The organism is Rivibacter subsaxonicus (assembly GCF_004217215.1).
In the GTDB taxonomy this organism is placed as follows: Bacteria; Pseudomonadota; Gammaproteobacteria; order Burkholderiales; family Burkholderiaceae_C; genus Rivibacter; species Rivibacter subsaxonicus.
Map to the genome: position 1 here is coordinate 182,934 of NZ_SHKP01000007.1, position 23,334 is coordinate 206,267.

Genomic DNA, 23,334 nt, shown 5'->3' on the forward strand with positions numbered 1-23,334 from the left:
CTGCACATGCGCAGGCGCATGTGAGTGCTCCCCCGCGCTGCCGCGCGAACGCCTCTATTGGCGATCAGGATTTTCTTGAACATCGAGGTCGCCCCAACTTCACTCGATCTCGAACAGCGGCTGCCCGTACTCGACCGCCTGGCCGTTCTCGCAGAAGATCCTGGCGATACGGCCGGACTTGTCGGCCTCGATCTCGTTCATGATCTTCATCGCCTCGATGATGCAGATCGGCTGGCCTTCCTTGATCTCGTCGCCGACCTCGGCAAAGGACTTGGCGCCGGGGCTCGACGAGCGATAGAAGGTGCCGACCATCGGCGACTTGACGACATGGCCGGTGGGTTCGGGAGCGACGGCGGGCGCCGCCACCGGCGCGGCGGTGGGTGCCGCCGCGAGCGCGGGCGCAGCGGTCGCCACCGTCGGTGCGGCGGCGTAGACCACCTGGGCCGCCGGGCTGCTCTTGACGATGCGCACCTTGCCGTCGGCCTCGGTGATCTCGAGTTCCGAGACGTTCGATTCCGACACCAGGTCGATCAGCGTCTTGAGTTTGCGCAGGTCCATGGCTTCGTTTCTCCAGTACTTATTGCTTGTATCGGGCCGTTCGTCGGCTGGCGTGATCGCCATGCCGCGACGGCTTCCCTCGTCCCAACAACGAAGTTCGACTGCGTTCAGCGGGCGGGCTTGATGCCGCCGTCGAGCAGATGGGTCAGTGCGAGCCGGTAACCGGCAGCGCCAAGACCGACGATCACCCCCTCGGCCAGATCCGAGAAATAGGAATGATGCCGGAACGGCTCCCTGCGGTGCACATTGCTCAGATGCACCTCGATGAACGGGATCGCCACGCCCGCCAGCGCGTCGCGCAGCGCCACGCTGGTGTGGGTGAAGGCGCCCGGATTGATGATGATGAAGCGGGTGCCGTCATCGCGCGCGGCATGCACGCGGTCGATCAGCGCCCCTTCGTGGTTGCTCTGGAAGCTGTCGAGCACGGCGCCGCGAGCGCCGGCCATCTGGCGCAACTCGGCATCGATCTGCGCCAGCGTCTGGGCGCCGTAGACGGCCGGCTCGCGGCTGCCCAGCAGATTCAGATTGGGTCCGTTCAGGACAAGTATTTGCATCAGATCGACTCGGATCGCTGCAAGTTGGCGTTGAAAGCCATTTTGCGACGGAAGCTCGGACTTTACACGGCGCGCCGCCGCCAGTCGATCACGGCGAACCCGCGGCGACCGCTACGCGCCTGCCGCCCGGGCCCAGCCGGCCAGTTCGTCGAAGCTGGTTTCGCCGAGCTTTCGCTGCAGAACCCGGCCTTCGGCATCCAGAACCACGGTGAACGGCAGCCCGCCGCGCTCGTTGCCGAGTTGCTTCGCAAGTTCGGTGCCCGAGAGCCCGGCCAGGCCGATCGCGAAGCTGACCGGGAGCTTTTGCAGGAACTCGCGCACCGGCGTCGGGCCGTCGATCGCCAGGCCCACGGTCTGCCAGCCCTTGGGCCCGAACTCGCGGTGAAAGCGCTCCAGTTGCGGGAATTCGCGCACGCAGGGTGCGCACCAAGTGGCCCAGAAGTTGAGCACCAGCGGCTTGCCGCGCCAGTCTGCGGCGTGCAGCACGCCGCCCTGGGGCGTGTCGAAGGACTGCGACCAGAGCACCGCGGCAGCGTCCGCGCTCGCCGTGGTGGTGCCGGGGCGCCGTTGCAGCGCAAACCAGGCGCCGGCCGCGGTGGCCAGCAGTGCGGCGCCGCCGAACAGCGCCACCCGGCGCAGCGGCGAGGGCGGGGCGGAGGGGATCGGATCGCTGGAACTCATGGCTTGGGCGATTCTGATTCGATGTCGGGTTCGGCCAGCCGCCGGCGCAGGGCCTCGGCGTCGCCGCGCTCGGTGCGGCCGCGTGCGTCGACCTTGAGGCCGCCACGCAGGTCGTCATGGTCGAGGATTCTGAGGTGCACGCCGATCTCCTCGCCCAGCGCCGGGCAAGGGGAGGACAGGCTCAGCACGTCGATCGCCTCGCCGCGTGGGCCGTTGGCGGACTGCACCTCGTAGTCGGCGCCGGCGTTGATCAGCGCGATCTCGGCCGACTTCGAGTCGTCGCAGTAGAGCTCGAGGTGGATGTCGTTGCGGCGCGTGGCGGTGCCGCGCCAGACCGCGCCGCCCAGGTGCGGCCGGAACTCGGCTAGGCGCTCCATCCAGACCAGCGCTAGCTCGCGCAGCGCACGCAGCTCGGCGGGGTGGGTGTCGGCGCAGAACAGCGCGAGGTAGTCGCGCACCTCGTCCTCGACCGCGTCGTTGTCGGGCAGCAGCGGCGCCGGGCCGCCGCGCTGTTGCAGCATGCGCGCCGCGCGGCGCTTGGCCGGGCCGTACTCGAGCCCTTCCTCGACCACCAGGCGCGCGGCGGTGGCGGCGATCTCGGCAGTGGCGCGCTTCATCGGCGCTTCGGCTTGGTCATGGTCATCAGGGCAGCTCGACCGCGCCCATGCGCGCGACGATGGTGGCCGCGCGCCCGGCCACGTAGGGCGAGGCGGGCCGCTTCTCGAAGCGCTTGGGTGCCGGCAGCATCACCGCCAGCCGCGCCGACTGCATCGGCGCGAGCTGCGCTGCATCGGTGCGGAAATAATGCTCGGCGGCCGCCTGCGCGCCGAACACGCCCTCGCCCCATTCCACGTGGTTGAGATAGAGCTCGAGGATGCGCTGCTTGTCGAGCAGCGTCTCGAGCATGACGCTCAGCACGAACTCCTGGCCCTTGCGCGGCAGGCTGCGCTCGCCGGAAAGGAACAGGTTCTTGGCGAGCTGCTGGGTGATGGTCGAGCCGCCGACGACCTTGGGCGCGACCGACGGCGCCGGGCGCGACGCTGCGGAGGGCTTGCGCGACGCCGCACGTCGCTCGCGCTCCTCGTTGAGCTTGTCGACCCGGGCCTGCGCGCGCTCGTTGCGCTCCCAGGCCTTCTCGATCGCGTCCCAGTCGACGCCGCCATGGTCGGTGAAGCCGGCGTCCTCGGAGGCGATCACGGCGCGCTTGAGCGAGGCCGGCAGCCGGGCGTAGGGCGTCCATTCCTGCGACCAGCGCACCTCGCCCCTGGTCGATGCCAGGCGCCAGATCTCGGTGCGCTGGAAGGTGGTCGAAGCGGGGTCGATCCAGCGCATCAGCGCGATGCGCAGCGCAAACATCAGCTGCAGCGCCGCGGCGCACAGCAGCACCAGCAGCGCGTAGCGCCACAGCAGGCCGGCGAGCCGCCTCACCGTGCCGACTCCGCATCGACCTCGGCCCGCAGCGCGGCCAGAACCGGGGCGGTATCGGGTCGCACGCCACGCCAGAACTCGAAGGCCTCGGCGGCCTGCTCGACCAGCATGCCAAGTCCGTCGCGGCCATGCGCGTCGTGCTCGCGAGCCCAGTCGAGGAAGGGCCGGGCGGCCGGGCCGTACATCAGGTCGAGCGCCAGCGCGCCGCGCGCCAGCACCGCGGCGTCGACCGGCACGCCCTGGCCGCCGAGGCTGGCGGCGGTGGCGTTGAGCACGATGTCGAAGCCGCGCCCGCAGGCGTCGAGCGGCGCCGCGCCAAGGCTCACGCCCTGTGCCTGCGCCAGCGCCGCGTGGCTTTGGACCAGCGCCCGCGCCCGTTCGGGCGAGCGGTTGGCGATGACGATGCGCGCCGGTCGCGCCTCGAGCACCGGCCCGAGCACGCCGGCCGCGGCGCCGCCGGCGCCGAGCAGCAGGACCGAGCGGCCGGCGATCGCGACGCCGGCATTGCGCGTGATGTCGCGCACCAGGCCGACGCCGTCGGTGTTGTCGCCGGCCCAGCCACCGGCATCGAAGCGCAGCGTGTTGACCGCGCCGGCCAGCCGCGCCCGCGTGCTCAGCGTGGCGGCCAGTGCCGGCGCCTCGAACTTGAACGGCACCGTGACGTTGCAGCCGCGCGCCGGGCCGAGTTCGCTGGTGCTGTCGGCAAAGCCGCGCAGCGTCGCCGCGAAGGCGTCGGGCGCGCACGGCAGCCGGCCGTAGTGCAGGCGCTCGCCGGTCTGCTCGGCGAAGCGCGCATGGATGAAGGGCGAGCGGCTGTGCTCGACCGGATGGCCGATCACGACATAGCGATCGACGGCGGCCGCCGGCGCCTGCTGCCGCGACGGCATGCTCACTCCATGCCCTGCGGCGCCAGCATGCGCGCCGACATGCCCTCTTCACGCGTGAAGGTGAAGCGCGAGACGACCACGATCTGGTCGGCCTGGGCCCGCATCTCGGGGCTGAACAGGCCGAAGCTCGGCGCCGCGCGCACGATCGCCTGGGCCCGCTTGTCGAGCGACTTCTTGCCCGAGCTCTGCACGATCTCGGTGTCGAGCACGCGGCCGAGCGCGTCGACGGTGATGATCATCGTCAGCGCGCCGTAGAGCTTGCGGCCGGCTTCCTCGGGGAAGTTGCGCGTGCCACGCTCCTCGATCTTGCGGCGCAGCCGGTCGTAGTAAACCGCGTACGAGGCCTCGGCCGTGGCCGGGCTGATGTAGCGCTTGCGCGGCCGGGCGTTCTCGGCGTTGATGCGCTTCTCGATCTCGGCCAGCATGTTCAGCAACTGGCGCTGCGTCTCCTCGTGCTGCTTGGACTGCGGCTGGCCGTCGTCGCGCTTGGGCTCGGGCGGCGGCAGGCGCGCCATCTCGCGCCGCACCTGGGCCAGCAACAGCGCCTGCTGCTCCTGCAACTCGTCGATCTGGCGGCGCGCGGTGTCCATCGCGTCACCCATCTCGATCCGGGCCGAGGGCGGCAGCGGCGAGGTCGCGCGGCCGGCGGCCGCCTCGCCGCCGCCGGCGAGCGCGGCCTGGGCGATCGCCTGCGCCTTGAGCGGCGCCTCGGTCGAGCGCGCGTTGACCAGGATCACCTCGAGCGGCGTGTCCTGGAACACGCGGTTGAAGCCCTCCGGATCGACGATGCGCACGCCCAGCAGCGCGGCATGCACGCCCACCGATGCCAGCAATGCCAGCTGCAGCGCGCTGAGCTGGCGCAGGCGCTGCATGAACTTCTTGGCGTGGGTCGAGGCGCTCTGGCGCATGGATCGGGGCGGCTTCGGAACGGGGCTTCGGTTGTCTCAGGCGGCCGCGGGGGAGTCGCTGCCGGTGGCGCCCTGGGTGCCATTGTCGGCATCCTGGAGGTCGATGGCGAGCGCCAGTGGCGCCGCCGCATCGGCGGCTTCCTCGACTTCTTCGGCGTCGACATCGGCATCGTCGGCGGTGCTGCCGGCGTCGTCGATGCGCGTCAGCAGGCTGGCGTGCAGGTCGAGCGTCAGCAGGTCGCTGCCGGTGATGCGCACCCGCACCCGGGCTCCTCGCGGCAGGCTCTCGCAGCCGAGCGCGCGGAACACCAGGGGCAGGCTGTCGGCACGCACCAGGCCGTCCTTGAGCACGGCGGCGTCGAGTTCGGTGATGCCGGCCTGCTCAAGATGACGCAGTGTCCACCAGCGCTCGAGCGAATTCTGGAACCCGTTGTAAGCCGAGTAAGCAGCATCGAAACCCGAGATCACCGAGAACAATGCCGCATCCTTGGGCTTGAACGGGGCCGCCAGCGCGGCGGTCTTGCCATGGCGCGCGCAGGCCACGATCTGCCACTGGTTGGCGAGGTCCACGTAGCGCCGCAGCGGCGAGGTGGACCAGGCGTACTGCGCCACGCCCATGCCGGCATGCGGCTGCGGCTTGACGCCCATGCGCACCTTGATGCCGGGCAACAGGCTGGCCTGGCTGCGATAGATGCCGGGCACGCCGCACTCGGCGAGCCAGCCGCCCCAGCGGCTGTTGGCCAGGATCATCGCCTCGGCCACGATCAGGTCGAGCGGGGCGCCGCGCTTGCGCTCGCCGATCAGCACCGTCTCTCTGCCGTCGGGCTCGGCGCCGGCCATGCCCTCGAGCTTGAAGCTGTAGTCGGGCCGGTTGAAGTTCTCCGGCTTGCCGCGAATCACTTCGCGCTGCGCCTTCAGATGGCGCGCCAGGCGGAAGAGAAAGGCGAGTTCGGTGGCGAAGGGATAGTCGGCCGCCGCCTCGCCCGTCAGCGAGGCCTCGGTGATCACCGCGTCGAGCTGGTCGTGACGCAGGTTGGCGACGATCGGCACCCGTTCGAGCCGGGTCTCGAAGGAGCGCAGCTCGAGGCTCGCCTCGTCGATGCTGAAGTAGATGCTGACTGCCGGGCAGTCGCGGCCCTCGCTCAGCGTGTAGGCCTGCACGACGTCGTCGGGCAGCATCGTGATCTTGTGGCCCGGCATGTAGACCGTGGACCAGCGCGTGCGCGCCACCTGGTCGAGCGGCGAGCCGGGCGCGATCGCCAGCGCGGGCGCCGCGATGTGGACGCCGAAGCTCACGCTGCCGCTGCCCAGGCCGCGCACCGACAGCGCATCGTCGATCTCCGTGGTCGCCGAGTCGTCGATCGAGAAGGCGCGCACGCCCTCGTCGGCCAAGGGCAGCTCGTCCTTTATCGCCGGCGCAGACAAGGGCGGGAACGCGGTGCCCTTGGGGAAGAAGTCGAACAGGAAGCGCTTCCAGTGGAACTGGTACGGGCTCGTGATCGCGCCGGCCGCCTTCAGCAGGTCGAGTGGCGCGCGATGCCTGCGCCTGGCGGCCTCGACCACCGCCTTGTACTCAGGCGCGTTCTTGTCGGGCTTGAACAGGATCTTGTAGAGCTGCTCGGCGATCGGCGCCGGGCAGCGGTCGTGCACCAGCTCGTCGGCCCAGGCCTCGATCTGAGCGGCGACCTGCTGCTTGCGCTCGATCGCGACCAGCGCCTGCTTGAGGATGTCTTCCGGCGCCTTGCGAAAGCGGCCCTTGCCGCGGCGATGAAAGTAGTGCGGCGCATCGAACAGGCGCAGCAGCATCGCGGCGCGCTGGCTCGAGTCGGCGCCGGCGCCGAAGTACTCGAGCGCGAGCTCGTCGAAGCCGAAGTCCTCCTCGGGCGCGGTCTCCCAGACCAGGTCGAGGTCGATCTCTGCGCTGGCCGCGGCCGCGCCTGCCATCAGCTCGGCGGGCGCCGGCTTGGCAAAGCGCAGCAGCAGATTGGCGGACTTGACCTTGACCCGTTTGCCGGAGTCGAGCTCCACCTGGGCGGAACTCTCGGCCTCGGACATCAGCCGGCCGGCGAGGAACTTGCCGGCCTCATCGAAAAGTACATAGCTCACCGAGCGGATTGTCCCATCCGGGAGTGGCTGGCTTTCGAGGGCTCAATCCAGACCGAGAAAGTCCATCACGAACGGCAGGTGGCGCTCGCCGAAATCGCTGATCGCATGGTCATTGCCCTCGAGCAGGCGAATGTGTGCGCCGGGATAGCGGCCGACCATCTCGCGCCAGTCCAGCACCTCGTCGCCCTTGGCGATCACCGCCGCGTAGCGTTGCGGGCTGCTGACCGTCGCCGGCGCCAGTGCGCGCAGTTCCGCGACATGGGCCGCAGTGAAGCTGAACTTCAGCTCGGGCTCGTGCCAGGCGCTCAACTCGCCGATCTGGCCGGCCAGGTCGCGCGCCGGATTGACGGCCGGGTTGAGCAGCACGGCGCGGATCGCCGGGCGCCGCTGCGCCAGCACCGTCGCGTAGAAGCCGCCGAGCGAGCTGCCGATCACGGCCATGCGCCCGTCGCGCGGCCAGTCATCGGTGAGGCGCTCGACCAAGCCCATCGCCTCGGCCGGCGAGGGTGGCAGTTGCGGGCAACACCACTCGATGGTGCGGCCGGCGGCCTGCAGGGCTTGCACCGCGGTGGCGACCTGCTGCGCCTTGGCCGAGCCGGGCGAGGAGCGGAAGCCGTGGAGGTAGAGGAGATGGGTGACGGGGCTCTGGTTCATCACGCAAGTTCCGGCGCTTCGATGAGGTCGATCACTTGGCAGCGGCCGCGCGTGCACATCAACCCCGCGCCGCCAAGCCCTCCAGCAACTTCGCGTGAATGCCGCCGAAGCCCCCATTGCTCATGCACAGCAGGTGGTCGCCCGGCCTGGCCGCCTGCAGCACGCGCTTGACGAGGCCGTCGATCGAGTCGCTGACCACCGCCTTGTCGCCGAGCGGTGCCAGGCTCTCCGATGGATCCCAGTCGAGGCCGCCGCCATGGCAGAAGGCGAGGTCGGCCTCTTCGAGTGCCCAGGGCAGCTGGGCCTTCATCGTGCCCAGCTTCATGGTGTTGGAGCGCGGCTCGAAGATCGCGAGGATGCGCTCCAGCCCCACGCGCCGGCGCAGCCCGTCGACGGTGGTGCGGATCGCGGTCGGGTGGTGTGCGAAGTCGTCGTAGACCTTGATGCCGGCGGCCTCGCCGCGCAGCTCGAGCCGGCGTCGCACGTTCTGGAAGCTGGCCAGTGCGCGCGCCGCGTCGGCCAGTGCCACCCCCACATGCTCGGCGGCGGCCATCGCGGCCAGCGCGTTGAGCTGGTTGTGCTCGCCGATCAGGCTCCACTCGACGCGCGCCACCTTGACGCCGCTCTTGAGCACGTCGAAGGCATGCGGCTCGCCGCGTGCACGCAGGCCCGGTGCATCGCTCTTGACGCCGAAGCGCTCGACCTCGCTCCAGCAGCCGCGTGCCAGCACGCGCACCAGCGCCTCCTCGCGCGCGTTGATCACCAGCAGGCCGCTGGCCGGAACCGTGCGCACCAGGTGGTGGAACTGGGTCTCGATCGCCTGCAGGTCGGGGAAGATGTCGGCGTGGTCGTACTCGAGGTTGTTGAGCACCGCGGTGCGCGGCCGGTAGTGCACGAACTTGCTGCGCTTGTCGAAGAAGGCGGTGTCGTACTCGTCGGCCTCGATCACGAAGGGCGTGCGCTCGCCCGCCGCCACGCGCCCGAGCCGCGCTGAGACGCCAAAGTTCAGTGGCACGCCGCCCACCAGAAAGCCCGGCTGCAGCCCGGCGACCTCCAGGATCCAGGCCAGCATCGAGGTGGTCGTGGTCTTGCCGTGGGTGCCCGCGACCGCCAGCACGTGGCGACCGGCCAGCACCTGCTCGGCCAGCCACTGCGGGCCGCTGGTGTAGGGGACGCCGGCGTCGAGGATCGCCTCCATCAGCGGGAAGGCCTCGGCCCTGGCGCGCGAGACGACGTTACCGATCACGAAGACATCGGGCTTCAGCGCGAGCTGCTCGGCGCCGTAGCCCTCGATCAGCTCGACGCCGAGCGCGCGCAGCTGGTCGCTCATCGGCGGGTAGACGTTGGCGTCGCAGCCGGTCACGCGGTGGCCGGCCTCGCGCGCCAGGGCCGCGAGCCCGCCCATGAAGCTGCCGCAGATGCCGAGGATGTGGATGTGCATTCCTTCATTCTAGAAAGCCCGTCGCGGCGCGCGCCGGGCATGGCGGTTCCTAGAATGTGTGACCCGTTACCAGTCGCCACCGCGCCCTTGCCACGAGCAGGCGCGACCATGGCGGCGAGCCGATCTCCCTCGCGATGAACACCACGACCAATCCGCTGCTGAGCTCCTGGACCACGCCGCACGGCCTGCCGCCCTTCGACCGCATCGAGGCCTCGCACTTCGAGCCGGCCTTCGCGGCGACCTGGGCCGCGCACCGCGCCGAGCTCGATGCGATCGCCGCGCAGTCGGCGCCGCCCAGCTTCGAGAACACGCTGGCCGCCTTCGACCGTGCCGGCGCCGCACTGCAGCGCGTCGAGCTGGTGTTCCACAACCTCACTGCATCGCACAGCACGCCCGCGTTGCAGGCCGCCGAACTGGCGCTGGCCGGCCCGCGCGCCGCGCACGAGAGCTGGGTGCTGCAGCACGCCGAGCTGTTTGCGCGCATCGACGCGCTGCATCGCGAGCGTGCCGCGCTCGGCCTGCAGCCCGAGCAATTGCGCCTGCTCGAGCGCGTCCATCTCGATTTCGTGCTCGCCGGCGCCGCGCTGGCGCCGGCCGCGCGCGAGCGCGCCGCTGCCATCGCCCAGCGCCTGGCCGATCTCTACACCCGCTTCAACCAGAACCTGCTCGCCGACGAGAGCGAGTGGGCGCTGCCGCTGGCGGCCGAGGCCGATCTTGACGGTCTGCCCGCCACGCTCGTGGCCGCGGCGCGCGAGGCCGGTGCCCAGCGCGGCTCGAGCGTGCCGGTGGTGGCGCTGAGCCGCTCGCTGGCGCTGCCCTTCCTGACCCACTCGACGCGGCGCGAACTGCGCGAGCGCGTCTGGCGCGCCTGGGTGGCGCGCGGCGAGGGTGCATTCGAAGGCGGCGCCGGCCGTGACAACCGGCCGCTGGCGGCGGAGATCCTGCAGCTGCGCATCGAACTGGCCGGCCTGCACGGCTTCGAGAATTTCGCCGACTACGCGCTGCGCGACCGCATGGCCGGCACGCCGGCCGCGGTCAACGAGCTGCTGCAGCGCGCCTGGCAGCCGGCACGCGCCAAGGCCGCGGTCGAGCAGCGCGAGCTGGCGGCACTCGGTGCCGAGCTGGGCATCGCCTCGAGCGACGCTTCGGTGCAGCCCTGGGACTGGCGCTTCCTCGAGGAGCAGCAACGCCAGCGCCGCGCGCGCGCGGCGGGCGATGCCGAGCTCAAGGATCACTTTGCACTCGAGGCGATGATCGGCGCGATGTTCGACTGCGCCGGCCGGCTGTTCGGCCTGCGCTTTGCAGAGAAGCGCGATTGCGCGCTCTACCACCCCGACGTGCGGCTGTGGGAGGTCTACGACGAGCGGAACGGCGGCGCGCTGCTCGGCATCTTCCTCGGCGACAACTTCGCGCGCCCCGGCAAGCGCGGCGGTGCCTGGATGAGCGTCTACCGCAGCCAGCAGCGCAATGGCGGCGCGCAGATTCCGATCGTCGTCAACAACAACAACTTCGCCAAGGCGCCGGCAGGCGAGCCGACGCTGCTGTCGACCGACGACGTGCGCACGCTGTTCCACGAGTTCGGCCATGGCCTGCACGGGCTGCTGTCGAACGTGCACTACCGGCGCCTGGCCGGCACCCAGGTGCTGCAGGACTTCGTCGAGCTGCCCTCGCAGCTCTTCGAGCACTGGGCCTTCGAGCCCGAGATCCTCGCCAGGCACGCGTTGCACGCGCAGACCGGCGCGGCGCTGACGCCTGCGCAGATCGAGGCGCTGCGCGCCAGCGGCGCCGGCAGCCGCAGCACGCTCGACAGCGTGCAGTACATCGCCGCGGCGCTGGTCGACATGGCGCTGCACGAGCAGGCGCAGCTGCAGGGCTTCGACCTCGGCGCCTTCGAGGCCGCCACCCGCGAGCGGATCGGCGTGCCCGCCGGATGCGGCCTGATGCACCGCCCGCCGCAGTTCCGCCACCTTTTTGCCGGCGACAGCTACGCCGCCGGCTACTACGTCTACATCTGGGCCGAGGTGCTCGATGCCGACGCGGCCGAGGCCTTCCGCGAGGCCGGCGACGCTTTCGACGGCGCCACCGCGGCGCGCCTGCTCAAGCATGTGTACAGCGCCGGCAACACGGTCGAGCCGCGCGCCACCTATCGCGCCTTCCGCGGGCGCGACGCGGTGGTGGAGCCGATGCTGAAGAAGCGCGGCCTGATCGCGGCCTGAGCGGCGCTCAGCGCGCGCTTGCCGCCGGCTCGGCGCCGCCGGCCTGGCGCACGTGGCCCTTGCTGCTGGTCGTGTACTTGCGCGCAACGCGGCGGCTGACGAGCGTCACCAGCTTGTCGGCGGCGCGGCTGGCAGCGGCCTCCATACCGGGTGCCGCGTGGTGAACCTTGAGCGGGCGCTTGCCGGCGGCGCGCGCCTCGAGCCCGCAGCGCACGTCGCGGCCGGTGTGGTCGGCCGGATCACCGGGGTGGAAGTGCACCTCGATGCGGGTGAAGCTTTCGCCAAAGCGGGACAGCCGTTCGCGCAGCATCGCGTCGACGCTGCTCCTGACCTCGGCCGGCACGTTCAGGCCGTTGCTGCTGTTGAGTTGCACTCGCATGTCGATCGCCTCCTGGCTGCGCTCGCGAACATCCCGAGCACGCGTCGATTAAGCGCCTCGCTCCGGCCCGGCACAAGCCCGTCGACGGCCTCAGGGCACGGCGCCCGGCACGCCGCGCCGGATCGCGGCCGAGAAGTCCGCTTCGGCGGCGGCTTGCTGCGCGCGCAGCGTGATGCGGCCGCCGCCGCGCAACTGCTCGAGCGTGTAGCCGGGCTCGAGGGCGTCCAGGCCATAGACATACTCAGGCAGCAGGCCGGCCAGCAGCAGGCGGATGTCCAGCGGCAGGCCGGGCGTGAGCCGGCGCACCATCTCGAACACCAGCGTCGAGCAGTTGGCGGTCACGGTGTTGTACCAGCGCGGCTCGCGCGCCAGGCCGTTGGCCTTGTCGACGTATTCGATGAACAGCGAGCGCATCGACTCCCTGGGCATCTGCAGCCGGTAGAGGAACACGTCTTCGCCGCGGATGTTGCTGCGCACGCCCAGCACGTCGCGCTCCTCGGCCGCGACCAGGCTCAGCTCGAACTGCTTGAAGAAGCCGCCGACCGTCGAGAAGCTCTCGCCATGCTCGCGCCGGATCTCGACCGAGAAGCTCAGGTACCGGCCGTTGTCGAAGCCGAAGCTCATCATCACGTGGGCGATGGCCGGGATGCCCCAGTACGACAGCGCCATGTCGACCGAGCGCAGCCCGTCGAGGTCGTAGCTGCGGTCTTCCCAGCGCGCGCCGTAGTCGTCGCGGCTGCGCCAGTCGAAATTGCGCACGTCCTTGAGGTGCACCATGCTGCCCTCGACGCGACCGCTCAGCGTGCGTCGCACGTCGGAGGCCCAGTGCCGGTCCTGCTTCGGCTCGATGCTGGTCCACCAGAGCAGCAGCAGCCCGAACAGCAGCGCAAACACCAACAGCGGTTGCAGGCCACGATGGCGCCAGGATCGGACGATCAGCGCCAGTGCCAGCAATGCCCACAGTGCGGCCATCGCACCGCGCAGGGCCGGCCCACCGGGGGCCTGAAACCAGAGTGCCGCTGCGCCCCAGGCGGCGAGCAGGGCAAGCACCAGGGACTGCACACTGAGAAAGAAGGTTCGCATGAGTGAGGTCGGGCCGGCGATCGATGCCAGGGGCAGGGCGGGATCGGCGGCATTGTCGGTGCGACGAGCGCTCCGGCAAGCAGCGACGTACCCCCGAGGCAGAGGCGCGAGCCGCAGTGCGGTCGCCGCGGCGACCCAACGCAAGATGGGACGCGGCCGCAGCCTGCGCTAAGCCGCGTCCCGCGGGTGCGCCTGCAACTCGGCGAGCGCCTGGCGGGCGAGTTCCACCACATCGGCCGCCGAGCCGGGGAGGGCCAGGATGGCAGCGAAATCCGCCGCCGCGCCGGCCGGGTCGCCGACCGTCTGCCTGGTGGCGCCACGGTTGTAGTGCGCCTTGACCAGCAGGCTCGGCGGGGCCCCGTCCAAGCCGATCAGCGCGTCGAAGGCGGACATCGCTCCCGCAAAGTCGCGGCGCCGGCCCTTCTCCCAGCCACAGTTGTAGAGCGCCTTGGCGACCTCGTCGGGTGGGGCCTCCGCCAGCAAGATCACCGCCTCGCAGTCAGCCAGCCCGCCGTCATCGTCGCCATGCTGAAACTTGGCGATGGCACGGTTGTTCAGTGCCAGGGCCACCTGGCTCGGCGATGCTCCGGCCAGCGCGACGATGGCATCGAAGTCGGCCATGGCGCCGTCGAGGTCTTCGCGGCTGTACCTCGCGTTGCCCCTGTCGATGAGCGCCCGAGCCAGCAGATCCACCGGCGCCCCGACCAGCGCGATCACCGCGTCGAACTCGGCGATCGCCCCGCCGATATCGCCGCGCTTGTCCTTGGCGAAGCCGAGGTGGTAGCGCGCCGCGGCCACCACGTCGGCTTCTGCGCCGGCCAGACCGATCGCCGCCTCGAAGTCGGCCATCGCCGCGACAAGCTCGTTGCGCTTGCCGTGCGCGACGCCGCGAAAGACGAGCGCTCTCGCAACCAAGTCCACGGGCGCCCCGACCAGCCCGATCAACTCGCCGTGGTCTGCCATCGCCGCCTCGATGTCGCCGCGCTCGTTCCTGGCGACGCCACGGTTGTAGAGCGCCTTGGCCAACAGCGCGATCGGGGTGCCGGCCAGATCGATCACCGCGCCGTAGTCGGCCAGCGCCCCGGCGACGTCGCCTCGCTCGTGCTTGACCGCGCCGCGGTTGTTCAGAGCATTCGCAATCAGCGGTGCGGCTCGAGGACTCCGCGCCAGCAGCTTCGGAAAGCTCTGATCGAAGGCTGGATCCAAGGAGGGCTCATGGACCCTGAATCCCGAGTGCGCAGCATCGATCGCGCAGCGTACCGTTCGATCGGTGCCGATGGCCTCCGCGATCGCCGCGCATCCGACCAGCGCCTCGCAGTACGGGCGACTGCGCGAATCGAAGCCGGTGATGCTGCAGGCGATCGATTCAATCAGCCGCTCGGCGTGGCGCCGCATCAGCGGCAAGCGCGACTCGATGAACCAGCGCCGGACCGCCGCGTGCCGTGTGTCGTGCCCAAAGCTCGGATGTCGCTCGTCGATCAGGAGCCGTCGGTCCGTCAGCAGGTCGATCGCGGTCTGGTCCAGCGCGCCGGCGAGCGAGGGCTCGCGCAGGGCCTCCCACAGCTCGGCGTCCAAGCGCGGCAGGAAGGCCAGCCGCGCCGCCGTCGCCAGGGGCGCATCATCGAGCGCTGCCAGCAGCGGAGCCAGCTCCGAGTAGCGCAGTTCGTGCGCATCTTCGGCCTGGTTGCGCAGCTGATCGGCGCCGGTAATCGCGAGCCGTTGGGCTTCGGTGGTCCAGAAGTTCAGCACGCCCGGGTAGCCGTCGAGCCAGCCAAGCAGGGTCTCGGCGCTCTGCTCGCGCGTCGCCGGCAGCGCCGAGCGCAGGTGTTCGAGCAGCCGCGTCTGCTCGGCCGGTTCGTCCAGGTCCATCGCTTGCATGCGGTAGATCTGTGCCGCCGGACTGAGCCGATCGAGGCTCTTCGCCTGTTGCAGCGCTTCGTCGCTCGGCTTGGCGGCCTCCAGTTCGGGATCCCTCACCGCCAGCAGCAGGTGCACGTCGGGCCAGTCGTCCAGGTGCTTGAGAAAGGCTTCCAACGTGCCCACTTCGTGACGGACCGATGGCGACTTCTCCCAGGCGTCGAGGATCAGCACGACCCGCCGGTCACTCACACGGGCGACCAGTTCGGTCAGCGACTGCGCCTGGTCGTAGGCCAGCGGCGCGAGTTGCAGGCCGCCCGACAGCAAGTCTTTTTGCGCCTCGGCCAGGCCGTCGAAGGCGCTGCGCACCACGGCGCCGATGCCTGCGGGCAGTTGCGGACCGGCCAGCTTCTCGAACAGCAGGCCGACCATCTGCCCGACCTTGGGCACCAGCCCACTGCGGTGGCGTTGCCACAGGCTGAGCGCCTGCTCGCGCAGGCCGCTGTCGGCGAGCCAGCGCGTGTAGAGGTCGGCGACCGTGTACAGCAGGTGACTGCTCTCGGCACCCTTGGACTCGTGGTAGCCGACCAGGAAGTCGCCTTCCTCGACCAGTCGCCGAGCCACCTCCTGCAGCACCCAGGTCTTGCCCATCATTGGCCGTGCGACGACGAAGCTGAGGCCGGGGGCGCGGGCCCGCTCCTGCAGAAAGCGAATGTCGCGCTCACGTCCGAACAGACGATCACGCCGATCCGGGAAGGCTTCGATCACGCCATCTCCTCTCGCGCCGCCGGGTTGCAGGGTGTGAGGTCGAACCCGCGCGCAATCCTAGATCCCGCTGCCTACGCTACCGCGCCCGAAGCTCGGCGCCAGGCTGCCTATGCCAGCGCCGGCCCGACGCGCAGCGCGCGGCCGCCATCGACGATCAGCGCCGCCGGCCCGCCGGCGGCGGCCTCCGCCAGCGCCTGCGCAGCGCGGCGCAGGGTGGTGGCGACGGGGATCGATGCCACGCTCGCGAAGCTCAGCATGACCGCGGCCGGTGCTCGCTCGAGGCGCGCGCCGACGCAGTAGCCGGGCGGCTCGCCGTCCTGCGGATCGGCCGCCATCACCAGCGCCACCACGATCGCGATGTCGATGCGTTCGCTCGCCAGCGCGTCCAGCGCGGCGTCGAACGCCGCCAGCAGCGCGTCGGCCTGCCCGAGCACGCTGAGGTTGGGTCCGGTGACGCCGAAGCGCCGTGCCAGCGCGCCGCAGGGCGCGTTGGCCAGGCACCAGGGGAACAGCTCGGGGTTGGCCAGCGCGAGCCCGGTGCGCCGGGCCTCGGACCAGAAGCGCAGCGAGGTGGCGGCGCCGGCGTCCGAGGTGGCGAGGTACAGGCCGCTGCGGTGCGCGGGTGCGCCTTCGCGCTCGAACAGCGGCGCGAGCGCCGGCGCGATGGCCTCGATGGCCTCGCGCTCGAGCGGCGCGTCGAAGTGCGACGTGGCATGCGCCTGCAATCCGGCGGCGAAGCTCACTCAGTCCTCCCAGGCGCGCAGCAGCAGCGCCGAGTTGAGACCGCCGAAGGCGAAGGCGTTGTTCATGACCCAGCGCAGGCGGCGTGGCAGCGGCGCTTTGGTGCAGGCGATGCCGGCCTCGGCGTCGGGCACCTCGTGCCCCGCGGTCGGCGGCACCGTCTGCGCGCGCAGGCCCTCGACGCAGATCGCCAGCTCGAGCGCCGAGGCCGCGCCCAGCGCGTGGCCGAGCGCGCCCTTGCTGCCGCTGACCGGTGGCAACGCCGCGCCGGCATCGCCGAACAGGCCGAGCAGGGCGCGCGCCTCGGCCGCGTCGGAGGCGCGCGTGCCGCTGCCGTGGGCGTTGACCCAATCGATCTCGTGCGGCGTGATGCCCGCCACTGCCAGCGCGGTCGCCATCGCCGCGCGCATGCCGGAGCCGTCGGCCAGCGGCGCGGTCGGATGATGGGCGTCGCAGCCCAAGCCGAGCGCCACCACCTCGGCCAGCGGCTGCGCACCGCGAGCGAGCGCGGCGTCGGCGCGCTCCAGCACGAAGAGCGCCGCGCCCTCGCCGAGCAGCATGCCGCTGCGCGCCGCGTCGAAGGGCCGGCAGCCGTTGCTGGCCATCGCACGGGCGCGGCTGAAGCCGACCATCGACAGCCGCGAGAAGGGCTCGACGCCGCCGGCCAACGCCACCTCGCAGCGGCCGTGTCGCAGCGTCTCGAGCGCGGCGCCGACCGCGTAGTTGCCGGCGGCGCAGGCGGTGGCGAGCGAGGCGCGCGGGCCGGCCAGGCCGAAGCGCGCGCGCACGCCCTCGGTGAAGGAGGGAATCAGGTATTGCGACAGCTCGATCGGCTTGCCCTCGGCGGCTTGCTCGAAGGCCGCGCTCTCGCCGAGCGTGCTGCCGATGTAGACGCCGGTGCCGGCAGGCAGCGTGATCGCAGCGCTGCTTACCGCCTGCTCGGCGGCGGCGATGGCAAGCGCGCGCCCGCGGCGCAGCGGCTCGGCCTCGAAGTCCGCGATGCGGCAGGCCTGCGCGCAGCGGTGGCCCTCGGCGGCGAGCTCGGGCCAGTCGCGCGCCGCGCTTGCGCCGGCGAGCAGTTGCTGCCACAGCGACGCCGGGTCGTGGCCCAGCGGCGAGACGAGCCCGACGCCGGTGATGACGACGCGCGGGGCCAGACTCATGCCGACACCCGTTCGACGATGTAGGCGTGCAGCGCCTCGAGGCTGGTGAAGCCGGGCAGGTCGGCGTCGGGAATCATCAGCTCGTAGCGCTGCTCGATGCGGGCGACCAGTTCGACCAGGTCGAGCGAGTCGAGGTTGAGGTCCTGCTTGAAATGCGCCGCCAGCGGCCAGTCGCGCGGCAGCGCCGGCTTGATCGAGCGCAACTCCTCGCGCAGGAACTCGATGATCTGCTCGTCGGCTTCCACCGTGGCCCCCGTTCAGCCAAAGGTCGGCACCGCGCCGGCCCGTGCCAGCGCCGCGCTCTCGGCGGCCAGCGGTGCCATCGGGTCGCCGATCAGCCGGTAGGACGCACAGGCCGCGGGCGAGGCCGGTGCGCCGCGCGCGACCAGTTCACCGATGCTGCGCGCGCCGGCGAGCAGCGCGTCGCACAGGCCGACCGCCCAGCGCGTGTTGTCGGTGTGCAGCGTGTCGCCGATCGCGCCCAGGCTCGCGGCGGCGATGCCGAGCAGCGGCACCTGCTCGGCATAGGACAGCCCGACCCGGCGCCGGCTCGCGGTGCGGCAGCACAGCGACAGCAGCGCACCGAGCGGTTCGGCCGCGCTGCCGTCCGGCTGCTGCCGCTCCGGCTCGAAGTGGCGCCCGCGCACGCCGTGGTAGCCGACCCAGCCCATCGGTCGGCCGTGGCCCACGTAGAGCCCGAGGCCGAGCCCGGTCGCCAGCGCCGGCACCAGCGCGTCGCGGGTGATCGTCTCGCCGGTCCAGCGCAGCAGGCGCAGGCGATCGGCGAGCAGCGCCTCGATGCGGTCGGCCACGTGCAGGTACTGCGGATGCCACTGGCCGAGCAGCGCCACCGAGACCTGTTGCGCAGCGCGGCGCTGCACGCGCGCCGCGGTGGCGGCAAAGCGCCGGTTGGCGTCGCGGCCCCTCAGCGGCAGCCAGGCGGCCGGTATCCGCCGGCCGGTGCGATCGCGCAGCCAGGGCCCGGGCAGCGCACTCGAAGGCGCGTAGCGGCCCGAACCGGCGAGCAGCAAGGCGTCGACCGGCGCATCGGCCTGCTGCAGCAACGCCTGCGGCTCGGGCAGGCCCGCATCGCAGGCCACGATCTCGACCTCGATGCCACGCTCGCGCCAGGCCGCAAGCAGCTCGCCGAAGTCGGGCTGCTGTTCGCGCGGCACCGCGAACAGCAGATGCCGGGGGGCCTCAGGCAACTTGCGGATTGCTCTGGACGAAGGTGGCGAACTTCTGCCACGGCTCGAGCGTCGGGCCGCTCTGGTTGAGCAGCACCTTGCGCACGAAGTACTGCATCATGATCTGGCCCTGCTGCTCGGGGTTGAAGTCGAAGAAGTCGTTGGTGGCGTTGAGCTCGTCCTGGCCTCCTTCGCCGGTGATGAAGCCGATCGGCTCGTCCTCCGAGCCACCGTTGTAGTTGGCATTCAACAGCGTGATACCGGTGTCGGCGCTGTCGTAGCCGTAGTTGTAGGCGGCGTCGCCCTGCGCGATCTGGCTGAAGACCGCGTGGCCCATGTAGATCGGGCCGACGTTCTGGTTCTGCCAGACATGGGTCATCTCGTGGATGAACTGGTAGCGCTTGATCGGCACCTCGTCGGCATCGAAGTTGATCAGGTTGCCGGTGACGAAGGCGCGCGACTCCGGGTTGCCGTTGAAGAAGTCCTGGATGCCGAAGATGATCGAGTTGGTCGGCGAATCGGTGGCGATCCACGCGTTGTCCAGATCGACCGAGTCGGCGAACACCAGCTCCGCATCGGCACGCTCGGCCGCGGTGAGGTTGCGGAAGCCGTTGAGGAAGATCATCAGCTGGAAGATCACCGTGTCGAGCAGACCGACCGCCACCTCGAGCACCGCGACCAGCATGTCCTTGATGTTCTCGCCGATCGCGACCATCGTTCGCACGAACTCGTCGACGAACTCCTCGCCGGCCTGCTTGAAGGCGTCGACCACGCTGTTCAGCGTCTGGCCGAGCTGGCGCGCGGCGCGCACCAGGTTGTCCATCGCCTGGTCCGGATGCTGGATGGTCTCGATCACCAGCTGGGCCAGCGTGATGCCGGCCTCGAGGGCGCCACGCACGACCTCGAGCGCGACCTCGAAGGCCTTGCCAACGGTCCAGACGACCAGCTTGGCCAGCTCGAAGCCGGCCGCCAGCGCGCCCTTCACGAACTTGGCGATGCCGGGCAAGAAGTCCTTCTCGAGGTAGTTCAGCGCGTACTGGATCGAGTTGCCGACGCGCTCCCACAGGCCGCCGAGCACGTCGAGCGCATCGGCGCCACGCGCGATGGCCCAGTCGATCACCTCGGTGATCGCGGCGCCGACGTCCTCGCAGAGCTGGACGATGCGCTCGAGCACCGCCTGGGTCTGGGCCGCGGCCCAGTCGAGCATCTCGGAGACGCTCTTCTTGACGAAGCGGATCGCCAGCACCGCCTCGCGCCACAGGGCCGAGGTGAGTGCCTCGCCACGATCGAGCAGCCAGCCGAGCACGTCGCCGACCGGACCAAGCGCCTGCAGCACCGCGTTGACGATCTTGCGGAACACGAAGTAGCTGGCGCTGGCCACGGCCTCGAGGATCTCGAGCGCCTTGGCGCCGGCCGCCAGCGCGGCCTCGACCAACCGCGCCGCGGTGCGGTAGGTGAACTCGACCATCTGCTTGGTGAACTCGACGATGGTCTTGCCGAGCTCGAAGGCGGCCTTGACCACCGCCTTGAGCAGGTTCATCGCCAGCGACAGCGTTTCCTTGAGCAGCGTCAGCAGCGTGCGGCCAAGCTCGAAGAAGGCCTGCACCGCCTTCTTGATGGCCTGCACCGCGTGGGTGGCCAGCGTCGCGACGATGTCGACGAAGAGCTTGCCGGCCTCGAGCAGGCCCTGCACCACCTTCTTGACGATGCTGGCGGCGGCGTTGGCGATGATCTTGGTGAGCTCGACCAGCGCCTCGCCGGCCTTGATCGCGGCGCGCACGATGTCCTTGACCAGGTCGAGCCCGGCGTTGACGGCCTCGGTGATCAGCGTCGCCACCGCGCGGCCGATCGCGAGCAGCCCCGAGACCACCGCGTCGAACAGCTCCCAGGGCCGCGCGATCAGCTGCGTGAAGATCTTGGCGACGGTCTCGCCGAGCTCGACGAAGGCCTTGACGAAGTCGCGCACCAGCTGCGCGCCGGCGACCAGCGCCTGCGCCAGCACGTTGCCGATGGTCTTGCCGATCGCCAGCAGCGCCTCGGCACCGCGCTTGATGATGTCGAAGCTCTTGTTGGCGAGGTAGCTCAGCAGCTCGCCGAGCTGGCGGCCGAGGTTGTCGATCGCCTTGAGCACCGTGATCAGCGCGTCCTTGGCGAGGTTGAAGGCGGCATCCAGCACGTTGAAGAGGCCGGTGCCGATCGCGTTGAGCCCGGCGACGATCTTCTTTACCAGCTCGTAGCCGCTCTCGAGCGCCGCCTGCAGCAGGTTCAGCACCGTCTTGCCGGCGGCGATCAGCGCCTTGACGAGGTTGGCCACGTCGTTGGCGACCCAGCTCGCGATGTCGGCCAGGGCCTGGCCCAGGGTCTTGACGGCATCGACCACCGCGTCGACGACCGAGTTGATCGCGTTGACGATGTCGTCGGCGACATCCTCGAAGAAGTCGACCACCGCGGCGTCGGTGTCGGGCGGCGCCGGCGGACGGCCCTCCTGCAGGCGGCCGATCTCGGCGCCGGCGTCGCGCAGCCACAGCAGCACGTCCTGCAGGCCGGCGTGGTCGACCTTCTTGTCCTCGCGCAGCACCAGCTCGCGCATCAGCGTGCGGCCCTGGGCGCGCGGCAGCTGGCCGATGGCGTGCACCACGCCGCGCGCGTGGCCGGCGCGGCGATAGCCGTTGATCAGCGTGCGGCGCTCGGCCGGCTCCATGCTCGCGGCCTGCTGGAACAGCTCGCGGTGATGCAGCGGATCGCTGATCGAGGTGGCGTAGGCCTGGGCCAGGCGCGAGGCACCGCTGCGGTTGCGCTGGAAGACCTGGTGGAAGGTCGGCGCCAGCTCGACCGCCTTGTGCGGCACGCGCTTGACGATGGCGTTCAGGGCCGTGGAGTTCTGCAGCGAGGCGCCTTCGACCGCACGCAGCAGCCGGTTCTCGCCGGCCACCAGCCGCGGCATCGGCGCGTTGCGCGGCGCGACGCGTGCGCTCTTGCCGGCCGCCGCGGTCTTGCGGGAGGCCTTGGCGGCCGGAGGAGGCGGCGTCGGCTTCGTGCGCCGCGGTGCCGGCGGCGCGGCGGACGCGCGCGCCGTACGACGACCCGGCGGCTTGGCGGACTTGCTCGTGACCATGGCGGCCTCCGGCGTGCTTGTTGTTGCAAGCGCGGCCGCGCTCTTGCACGCTGGGGAGACGATGGCCGCGTCAGAAGGTGTTAGGCCCGCCGACGCGCAAAAGCAATCCCGAGCAGCGCGTTGCCCGCCGTCGAGTGGCGCCGGTGGACAGCCCGAACTGCTTGACTTGCATAGCCGAGCGCGAAGGGTGAAAGTTCGTCGGATCTCGCCGGGATGCTCGCAAACGCCCGGACACACAATTGGGTCCGTCGCGGCGCGCTGCGCCCGTCGACGCCTGATAGCCTTCAGCTCTCAGCTGCCATGTTCGACCGCTTCAAACCCGTCCCCTTCGAACCCTACGGGCGCCGCCGCTCGCGCTGGCGCCTGCCGCGCTGGCTGGTGCTGCTGCTGCTTGGCATCGCGGCCGGCGCGGCCGCCGTCATCTACGTGCAGGAGCGCCACCTGCCGCCGCGGCTGTCGGCCGGCGAGTCGACGCGACTCAAGGCCGCCTACGAGCAGGCCGACGCGCAGCGCAACCAACTGCGCGCCCAGCTCGACGAGACGAGCAAGCGCCTGGACACCGCGCTGGCCGAGAGCCAGCGCGCCACCACCGAACTCGAGTCCAGCCGCGCGCTCGTCACGCGGCTGCGCAACGATGTGGGCGCGGCCGTGGCGGCGATGCCACCCGACCCGCGCGGCGGCAACGTGGAAGTGCGCTCCGGGCAGTTCAGCGTCAACGGCGGCGCGCTCGCGTACCAGGTCGTGCTGTCGCGGGCCCAGGGCACGGGCAAGGCGCTGGACGGCACGATGCAACTCGTGGTGTCCGCCGACCCGGGCGGCGGCGCGGGCGCGACGCTCAAGCCGGTCGAGTTCTCGATCGGCGCGCACGAGATCGTGCGCGGCAGCGTGTCGCTGCCCGACGGCCTCAAGCCACGCCAGGTGACGATCCGGTTGCAGGAGCGAAACAGCGGACGCCCGCTGGGCATGCGGGTGATGCTGGTGCAGTGATCCCGGGTGCGCCGGCCATGCGGTCCGGCGACGCTGCCCGGGAAGGACCCGGCTAAGGGATCCAGCCGGGCGCCGCGGCAGCCTGCTTCACCCAGGCGGTGATCTGCGCTTCGTCGAGCGGGTCGCCTTCGCGGATGTCGATCCAGCGCGCGTCCTTGCTGCGCTCCGTGCCGCCGGGCGGAAGCGGCCGCAGCGAGGCGCCGCGGAAGAAGCTCAGCTTGACGTAGTGGGTGAAGACATGGAACGAGAGGAACCAGCCCTGGCCCTCGATGCCATAGAACGGCGAGTTCCACTTCACGGCCTTCTGCACGCCGGGCACGTTGCGCACGATGAGCGCGTCGAGGCGCTGGCCGAGGTCGCGCTTCCAGCCCGGCATTGCCGCGATGTAGGCCTGCACCGGAGCGTCGCCATCCGCCTTGGCGATCTGCGGATTGCCGCCCGCAAGGAGCTTCACCGGCCCGGCCTCGCCGGCTCCCGCTGTCTTGGCCTTCTTGGCCGGCCGGCCCTTCGGCACCACCGCGGCCTTCGCTGGCGCCTTGAACGCTTCGGTGTCGACCGTCTCCTCTTCGTGGGCGGCGCTCGTCGCCTTCGGTTCTGCGGCCATGGTTCGTTCTCCGGCTT

The 23,334-nt window shown here is 70.8% G+C and carries 21 protein-coding genes; 2 read left to right on the forward strand and 19 right to left on the reverse strand.

All coding sequences use genetic code 11. The features are described from left to right. Positions 1-99: 99 nt before the first annotated feature. From accB to mpl, 10 genes are all read right to left on the reverse strand, one after another. Positions 100-558: an acetyl-CoA carboxylase biotin carboxyl carrier protein gene (gene accB, locus EV670_RS14115; RefSeq protein WP_130433191.1), complete on the reverse strand. Its 459-nt coding sequence runs from the start codon at positions 556-558 to the stop codon at positions 100-102. 107 nt (positions 559-665) lie between these two features. Further along, a complete protein-coding gene (aroQ, locus tag EV670_RS14120) occupies positions 666-1,112 on the reverse strand; it encodes a type II 3-dehydroquinate dehydratase (RefSeq protein WP_165393326.1) in 447 nt (148 codons plus the stop codon). A gap of 111 nt (positions 1,113-1,223) precedes the next feature. Then, on the reverse strand, positions 1,224-1,793 hold the full coding sequence (locus tag EV670_RS14125; protein WP_130433195.1) for a TlpA disulfide reductase family protein: 570 nt from the start codon (positions 1,791-1,793) through the stop codon (positions 1,224-1,226). Continuing rightward, complete coding sequence (locus tag EV670_RS14130; protein ID WP_130433197.1) at positions 1,790-2,410, reverse strand: hypothetical protein; 621 nt, start codon at positions 2,408-2,410, stop codon at positions 1,790-1,792. The genes EV670_RS14125 and EV670_RS14130 overlap by 4 nt, the downstream gene beginning before the upstream one ends. 25 nt (positions 2,411-2,435) lie before the next feature. Then, entirely contained in the window at positions 2,436-3,149 is a 714-nt protein-coding gene (locus EV670_RS14135; protein WP_130433799.1) for a transglycosylase domain-containing protein, read from the reverse strand. A gap of 68 nt (positions 3,150-3,217) precedes the next feature. Then, entirely contained in the window at positions 3,218-4,108 is an 891-nt protein-coding gene (gene aroE, locus EV670_RS14140; RefSeq protein ID WP_130433199.1) for a shikimate dehydrogenase, read from the reverse strand. A 2-nt stretch (positions 4,109-4,110) separates the two neighbouring features. Further along, positions 4,111-5,016: an energy transducer TonB gene (locus tag EV670_RS14145; RefSeq protein WP_242616980.1), complete on the reverse strand. Its 906-nt coding sequence runs from the start codon at positions 5,014-5,016 to the stop codon at positions 4,111-4,113. Positions 5,017-5,052: 36 nt separating this feature from the next. Then, a complete protein-coding gene (locus EV670_RS14150; protein WP_130433803.1) occupies positions 5,053-7,071 on the reverse strand; it encodes a ribonuclease catalytic domain-containing protein in 2,019 nt (672 codons plus the stop codon). A gap of 93 nt (positions 7,072-7,164) precedes the next feature. Next, positions 7,165-7,776, reverse strand: coding sequence for a YqiA/YcfP family alpha/beta fold hydrolase (locus tag EV670_RS14155; RefSeq protein ID WP_130433201.1), 612 nt, complete (start codon positions 7,774-7,776; stop codon positions 7,165-7,167). A gap of 58 nt (positions 7,777-7,834) precedes the next feature. After that, on the reverse strand, positions 7,835-9,217 hold the full coding sequence (gene mpl, locus EV670_RS14160) for a UDP-N-acetylmuramate:L-alanyl-gamma-D-glutamyl-meso-diaminopimelate ligase (RefSeq protein ID WP_130433203.1): 1,383 nt from the start codon (positions 9,215-9,217) through the stop codon (positions 7,835-7,837). A gap of 134 nt (positions 9,218-9,351) precedes the next feature. Between mpl and EV670_RS14165 the strand changes: the two genes are divergently transcribed. Beyond that, a complete protein-coding gene (locus tag EV670_RS14165; RefSeq protein WP_130433205.1) occupies positions 9,352-11,433 on the forward strand; it encodes a M3 family metallopeptidase in 2,082 nt (693 codons plus the stop codon). Between the two features lie 7 nt (positions 11,434-11,440). Here EV670_RS14165 and EV670_RS14170 read toward each other — a convergent pair whose 3' ends face one another. The 8 genes from EV670_RS14170 to EV670_RS18700 form a co-directional block, all read right to left on the reverse strand. Beyond that, positions 11,441-11,812, reverse strand: a complete 372-nt coding sequence (locus tag EV670_RS14170) for an HPF/RaiA family ribosome-associated protein (RefSeq protein WP_130433207.1) — start codon at positions 11,810-11,812, stop codon at positions 11,441-11,443. A 90-nt stretch (positions 11,813-11,902) separates the two neighbouring features. Next, positions 11,903-12,895 carry an Lnb N-terminal periplasmic domain-containing protein gene (locus EV670_RS14175; RefSeq protein WP_130433209.1) on the reverse strand — a complete coding sequence of 331 codons (993 nt, stop codon included), beginning with the start codon at positions 12,893-12,895 and terminating at the stop codon, positions 11,903-11,905. 168 nt (positions 12,896-13,063) lie between these two features. After that, complete coding sequence (locus tag EV670_RS14180; protein WP_130433212.1) at positions 13,064-15,184, reverse strand: tetratricopeptide repeat protein; 2,121 nt, start codon at positions 15,182-15,184, stop codon at positions 13,064-13,066. Positions 15,185-15,627: 443 nt separating this feature from the next. Then, positions 15,628-16,263 carry a beta-ketoacyl synthase N-terminal-like domain-containing protein gene (locus EV670_RS14185; protein WP_130433214.1) on the reverse strand — a complete coding sequence of 212 codons (636 nt, stop codon included), beginning with the start codon at positions 16,261-16,263 and terminating at the stop codon, positions 15,628-15,630. Continuing rightward, entirely contained in the window at positions 16,264-17,424 is a 1,161-nt protein-coding gene (locus EV670_RS14190; RefSeq protein ID WP_130433216.1) for a beta-ketoacyl-[acyl-carrier-protein] synthase family protein, read from the reverse strand. Beyond that, positions 17,421-17,669, reverse strand: a complete 249-nt coding sequence (locus EV670_RS14195; RefSeq protein WP_130433218.1) for an acyl carrier protein — start codon at positions 17,667-17,669, stop codon at positions 17,421-17,423. The genes EV670_RS14190 and EV670_RS14195 overlap by 4 nt, the downstream gene beginning before the upstream one ends. Before the next feature lie 12 nt (positions 17,670-17,681). Continuing rightward, positions 17,682-18,632, reverse strand: coding sequence for a hypothetical protein (locus EV670_RS14200; protein WP_130433220.1), 951 nt, complete (start codon positions 18,630-18,632; stop codon positions 17,682-17,684). After that, the gene (locus EV670_RS18700) at positions 18,625-21,726 is read right to left on the reverse strand and encodes a phage tail family protein (RefSeq protein WP_165393327.1); all 3,102 of its coding nucleotides are present in this window, start codon (positions 21,724-21,726) and stop codon (positions 18,625-18,627) included. The genes EV670_RS14200 and EV670_RS18700 overlap by 8 nt, the downstream gene beginning before the upstream one ends. 300 nt (positions 21,727-22,026) lie before the next feature. Between EV670_RS18700 and EV670_RS14205 the strand changes: the two genes are divergently transcribed. After that, on the forward strand, positions 22,027-22,713 hold the full coding sequence (locus tag EV670_RS14205; protein WP_130433222.1) for a hypothetical protein: 687 nt from the start codon (positions 22,027-22,029) through the stop codon (positions 22,711-22,713). A 52-nt stretch (positions 22,714-22,765) separates the two neighbouring features. Here the strand turns inward: EV670_RS14205 and EV670_RS14210 are convergent, their stop codons facing one another. Beyond that, the gene (locus EV670_RS14210) at positions 22,766-23,317 is read right to left on the reverse strand and encodes a DUF1801 domain-containing protein (RefSeq protein ID WP_130433224.1); all 552 of its coding nucleotides are present in this window, start codon (positions 23,315-23,317) and stop codon (positions 22,766-22,768) included. Positions 23,318-23,334: the final 17 nt, after the last annotated feature.

Bases quoted from the DNA above. Each gene is read 5' to 3' on its own strand.
- accB (WP_130433191.1), bottom strand. From the start codon at position 558: ATGGACCTGCGCAAACTCAAGACGCTGATCGACCTGGTGTCGGAATCG.
- aroQ (WP_165393326.1), bottom strand. From the start codon at position 1,112: ATGCAAATACTTGTCCTGAACGGACCCAATCTGAATCTGCTGGGCAGC.
- EV670_RS14125 (WP_130433195.1), bottom strand. From the start codon at position 1,793: ATGAGTTCCAGCGATCCGATCCCCTCCGCCCCGCCCTCGCCGCTGCGC.
- EV670_RS14130 (WP_130433197.1), bottom strand. From the start codon at position 2,410: ATGAAGCGCGCCACTGCCGAGATCGCCGCCACCGCCGCGCGCCTGGTG.
- EV670_RS14135 (WP_130433799.1), bottom strand. From the start codon at position 3,149: ATGTTTGCGCTGCGCATCGCGCTGATGCGCTGGATCGACCCCGCTTCG.
- aroE (WP_130433199.1), bottom strand. From the start codon at position 4,108: ATGCCGTCGCGGCAGCAGGCGCCGGCGGCCGCCGTCGATCGCTATGTC.
- EV670_RS14145 (WP_242616980.1), bottom strand. From the start codon at position 5,016: ATGCGCCAGAGCGCCTCGACCCACGCCAAGAAGTTCATGCAGCGCCTG.
- EV670_RS14150 (WP_130433803.1), bottom strand. From the start codon at position 7,071: ATGTCCGAGGCCGAGAGTTCCGCCCAGGTGGAGCTCGACTCCGGCAAA.
- EV670_RS14155 (WP_130433201.1), bottom strand. From the start codon at position 7,776: ATGAACCAGAGCCCCGTCACCCATCTCCTCTACCTCCACGGCTTCCGC.
- mpl (WP_130433203.1), bottom strand. From the start codon at position 9,217: ATGCACATCCACATCCTCGGCATCTGCGGCAGCTTCATGGGCGGGCTC.
- EV670_RS14165 (WP_130433205.1), top strand. From the start codon at position 9,352: ATGAACACCACGACCAATCCGCTGCTGAGCTCCTGGACCACGCCGCAC.
- EV670_RS14170 (WP_130433207.1), bottom strand. From the start codon at position 11,812: ATGCGAGTGCAACTCAACAGCAGCAACGGCCTGAACGTGCCGGCCGAG.
- EV670_RS14175 (WP_130433209.1), bottom strand. From the start codon at position 12,895: ATGCGAACCTTCTTTCTCAGTGTGCAGTCCCTGGTGCTTGCCCTGCTC.
- EV670_RS14180 (WP_130433212.1), bottom strand. From the start codon at position 15,184: ATGGTCGGCCTGCTGTTCGAGAAGCTGGCCGGTCCGCAACTGCCCGCA.
- EV670_RS14190 (WP_130433216.1), bottom strand. From the start codon at position 17,424: ATGAGTCTGGCCCCGCGCGTCGTCATCACCGGCGTCGGGCTCGTCTCG.
- EV670_RS18700 (WP_165393327.1), bottom strand. From the start codon at position 21,726: ATGGTCACGAGCAAGTCCGCCAAGCCGCCGGGTCGTCGTACGGCGCGC.
- EV670_RS14205 (WP_130433222.1), top strand. From the start codon at position 22,027: ATGTTCGACCGCTTCAAACCCGTCCCCTTCGAACCCTACGGGCGCCGC.
- EV670_RS14210 (WP_130433224.1), bottom strand. From the start codon at position 23,317: ATGGCCGCAGAACCGAAGGCGACGAGCGCCGCCCACGAAGAGGAGACG.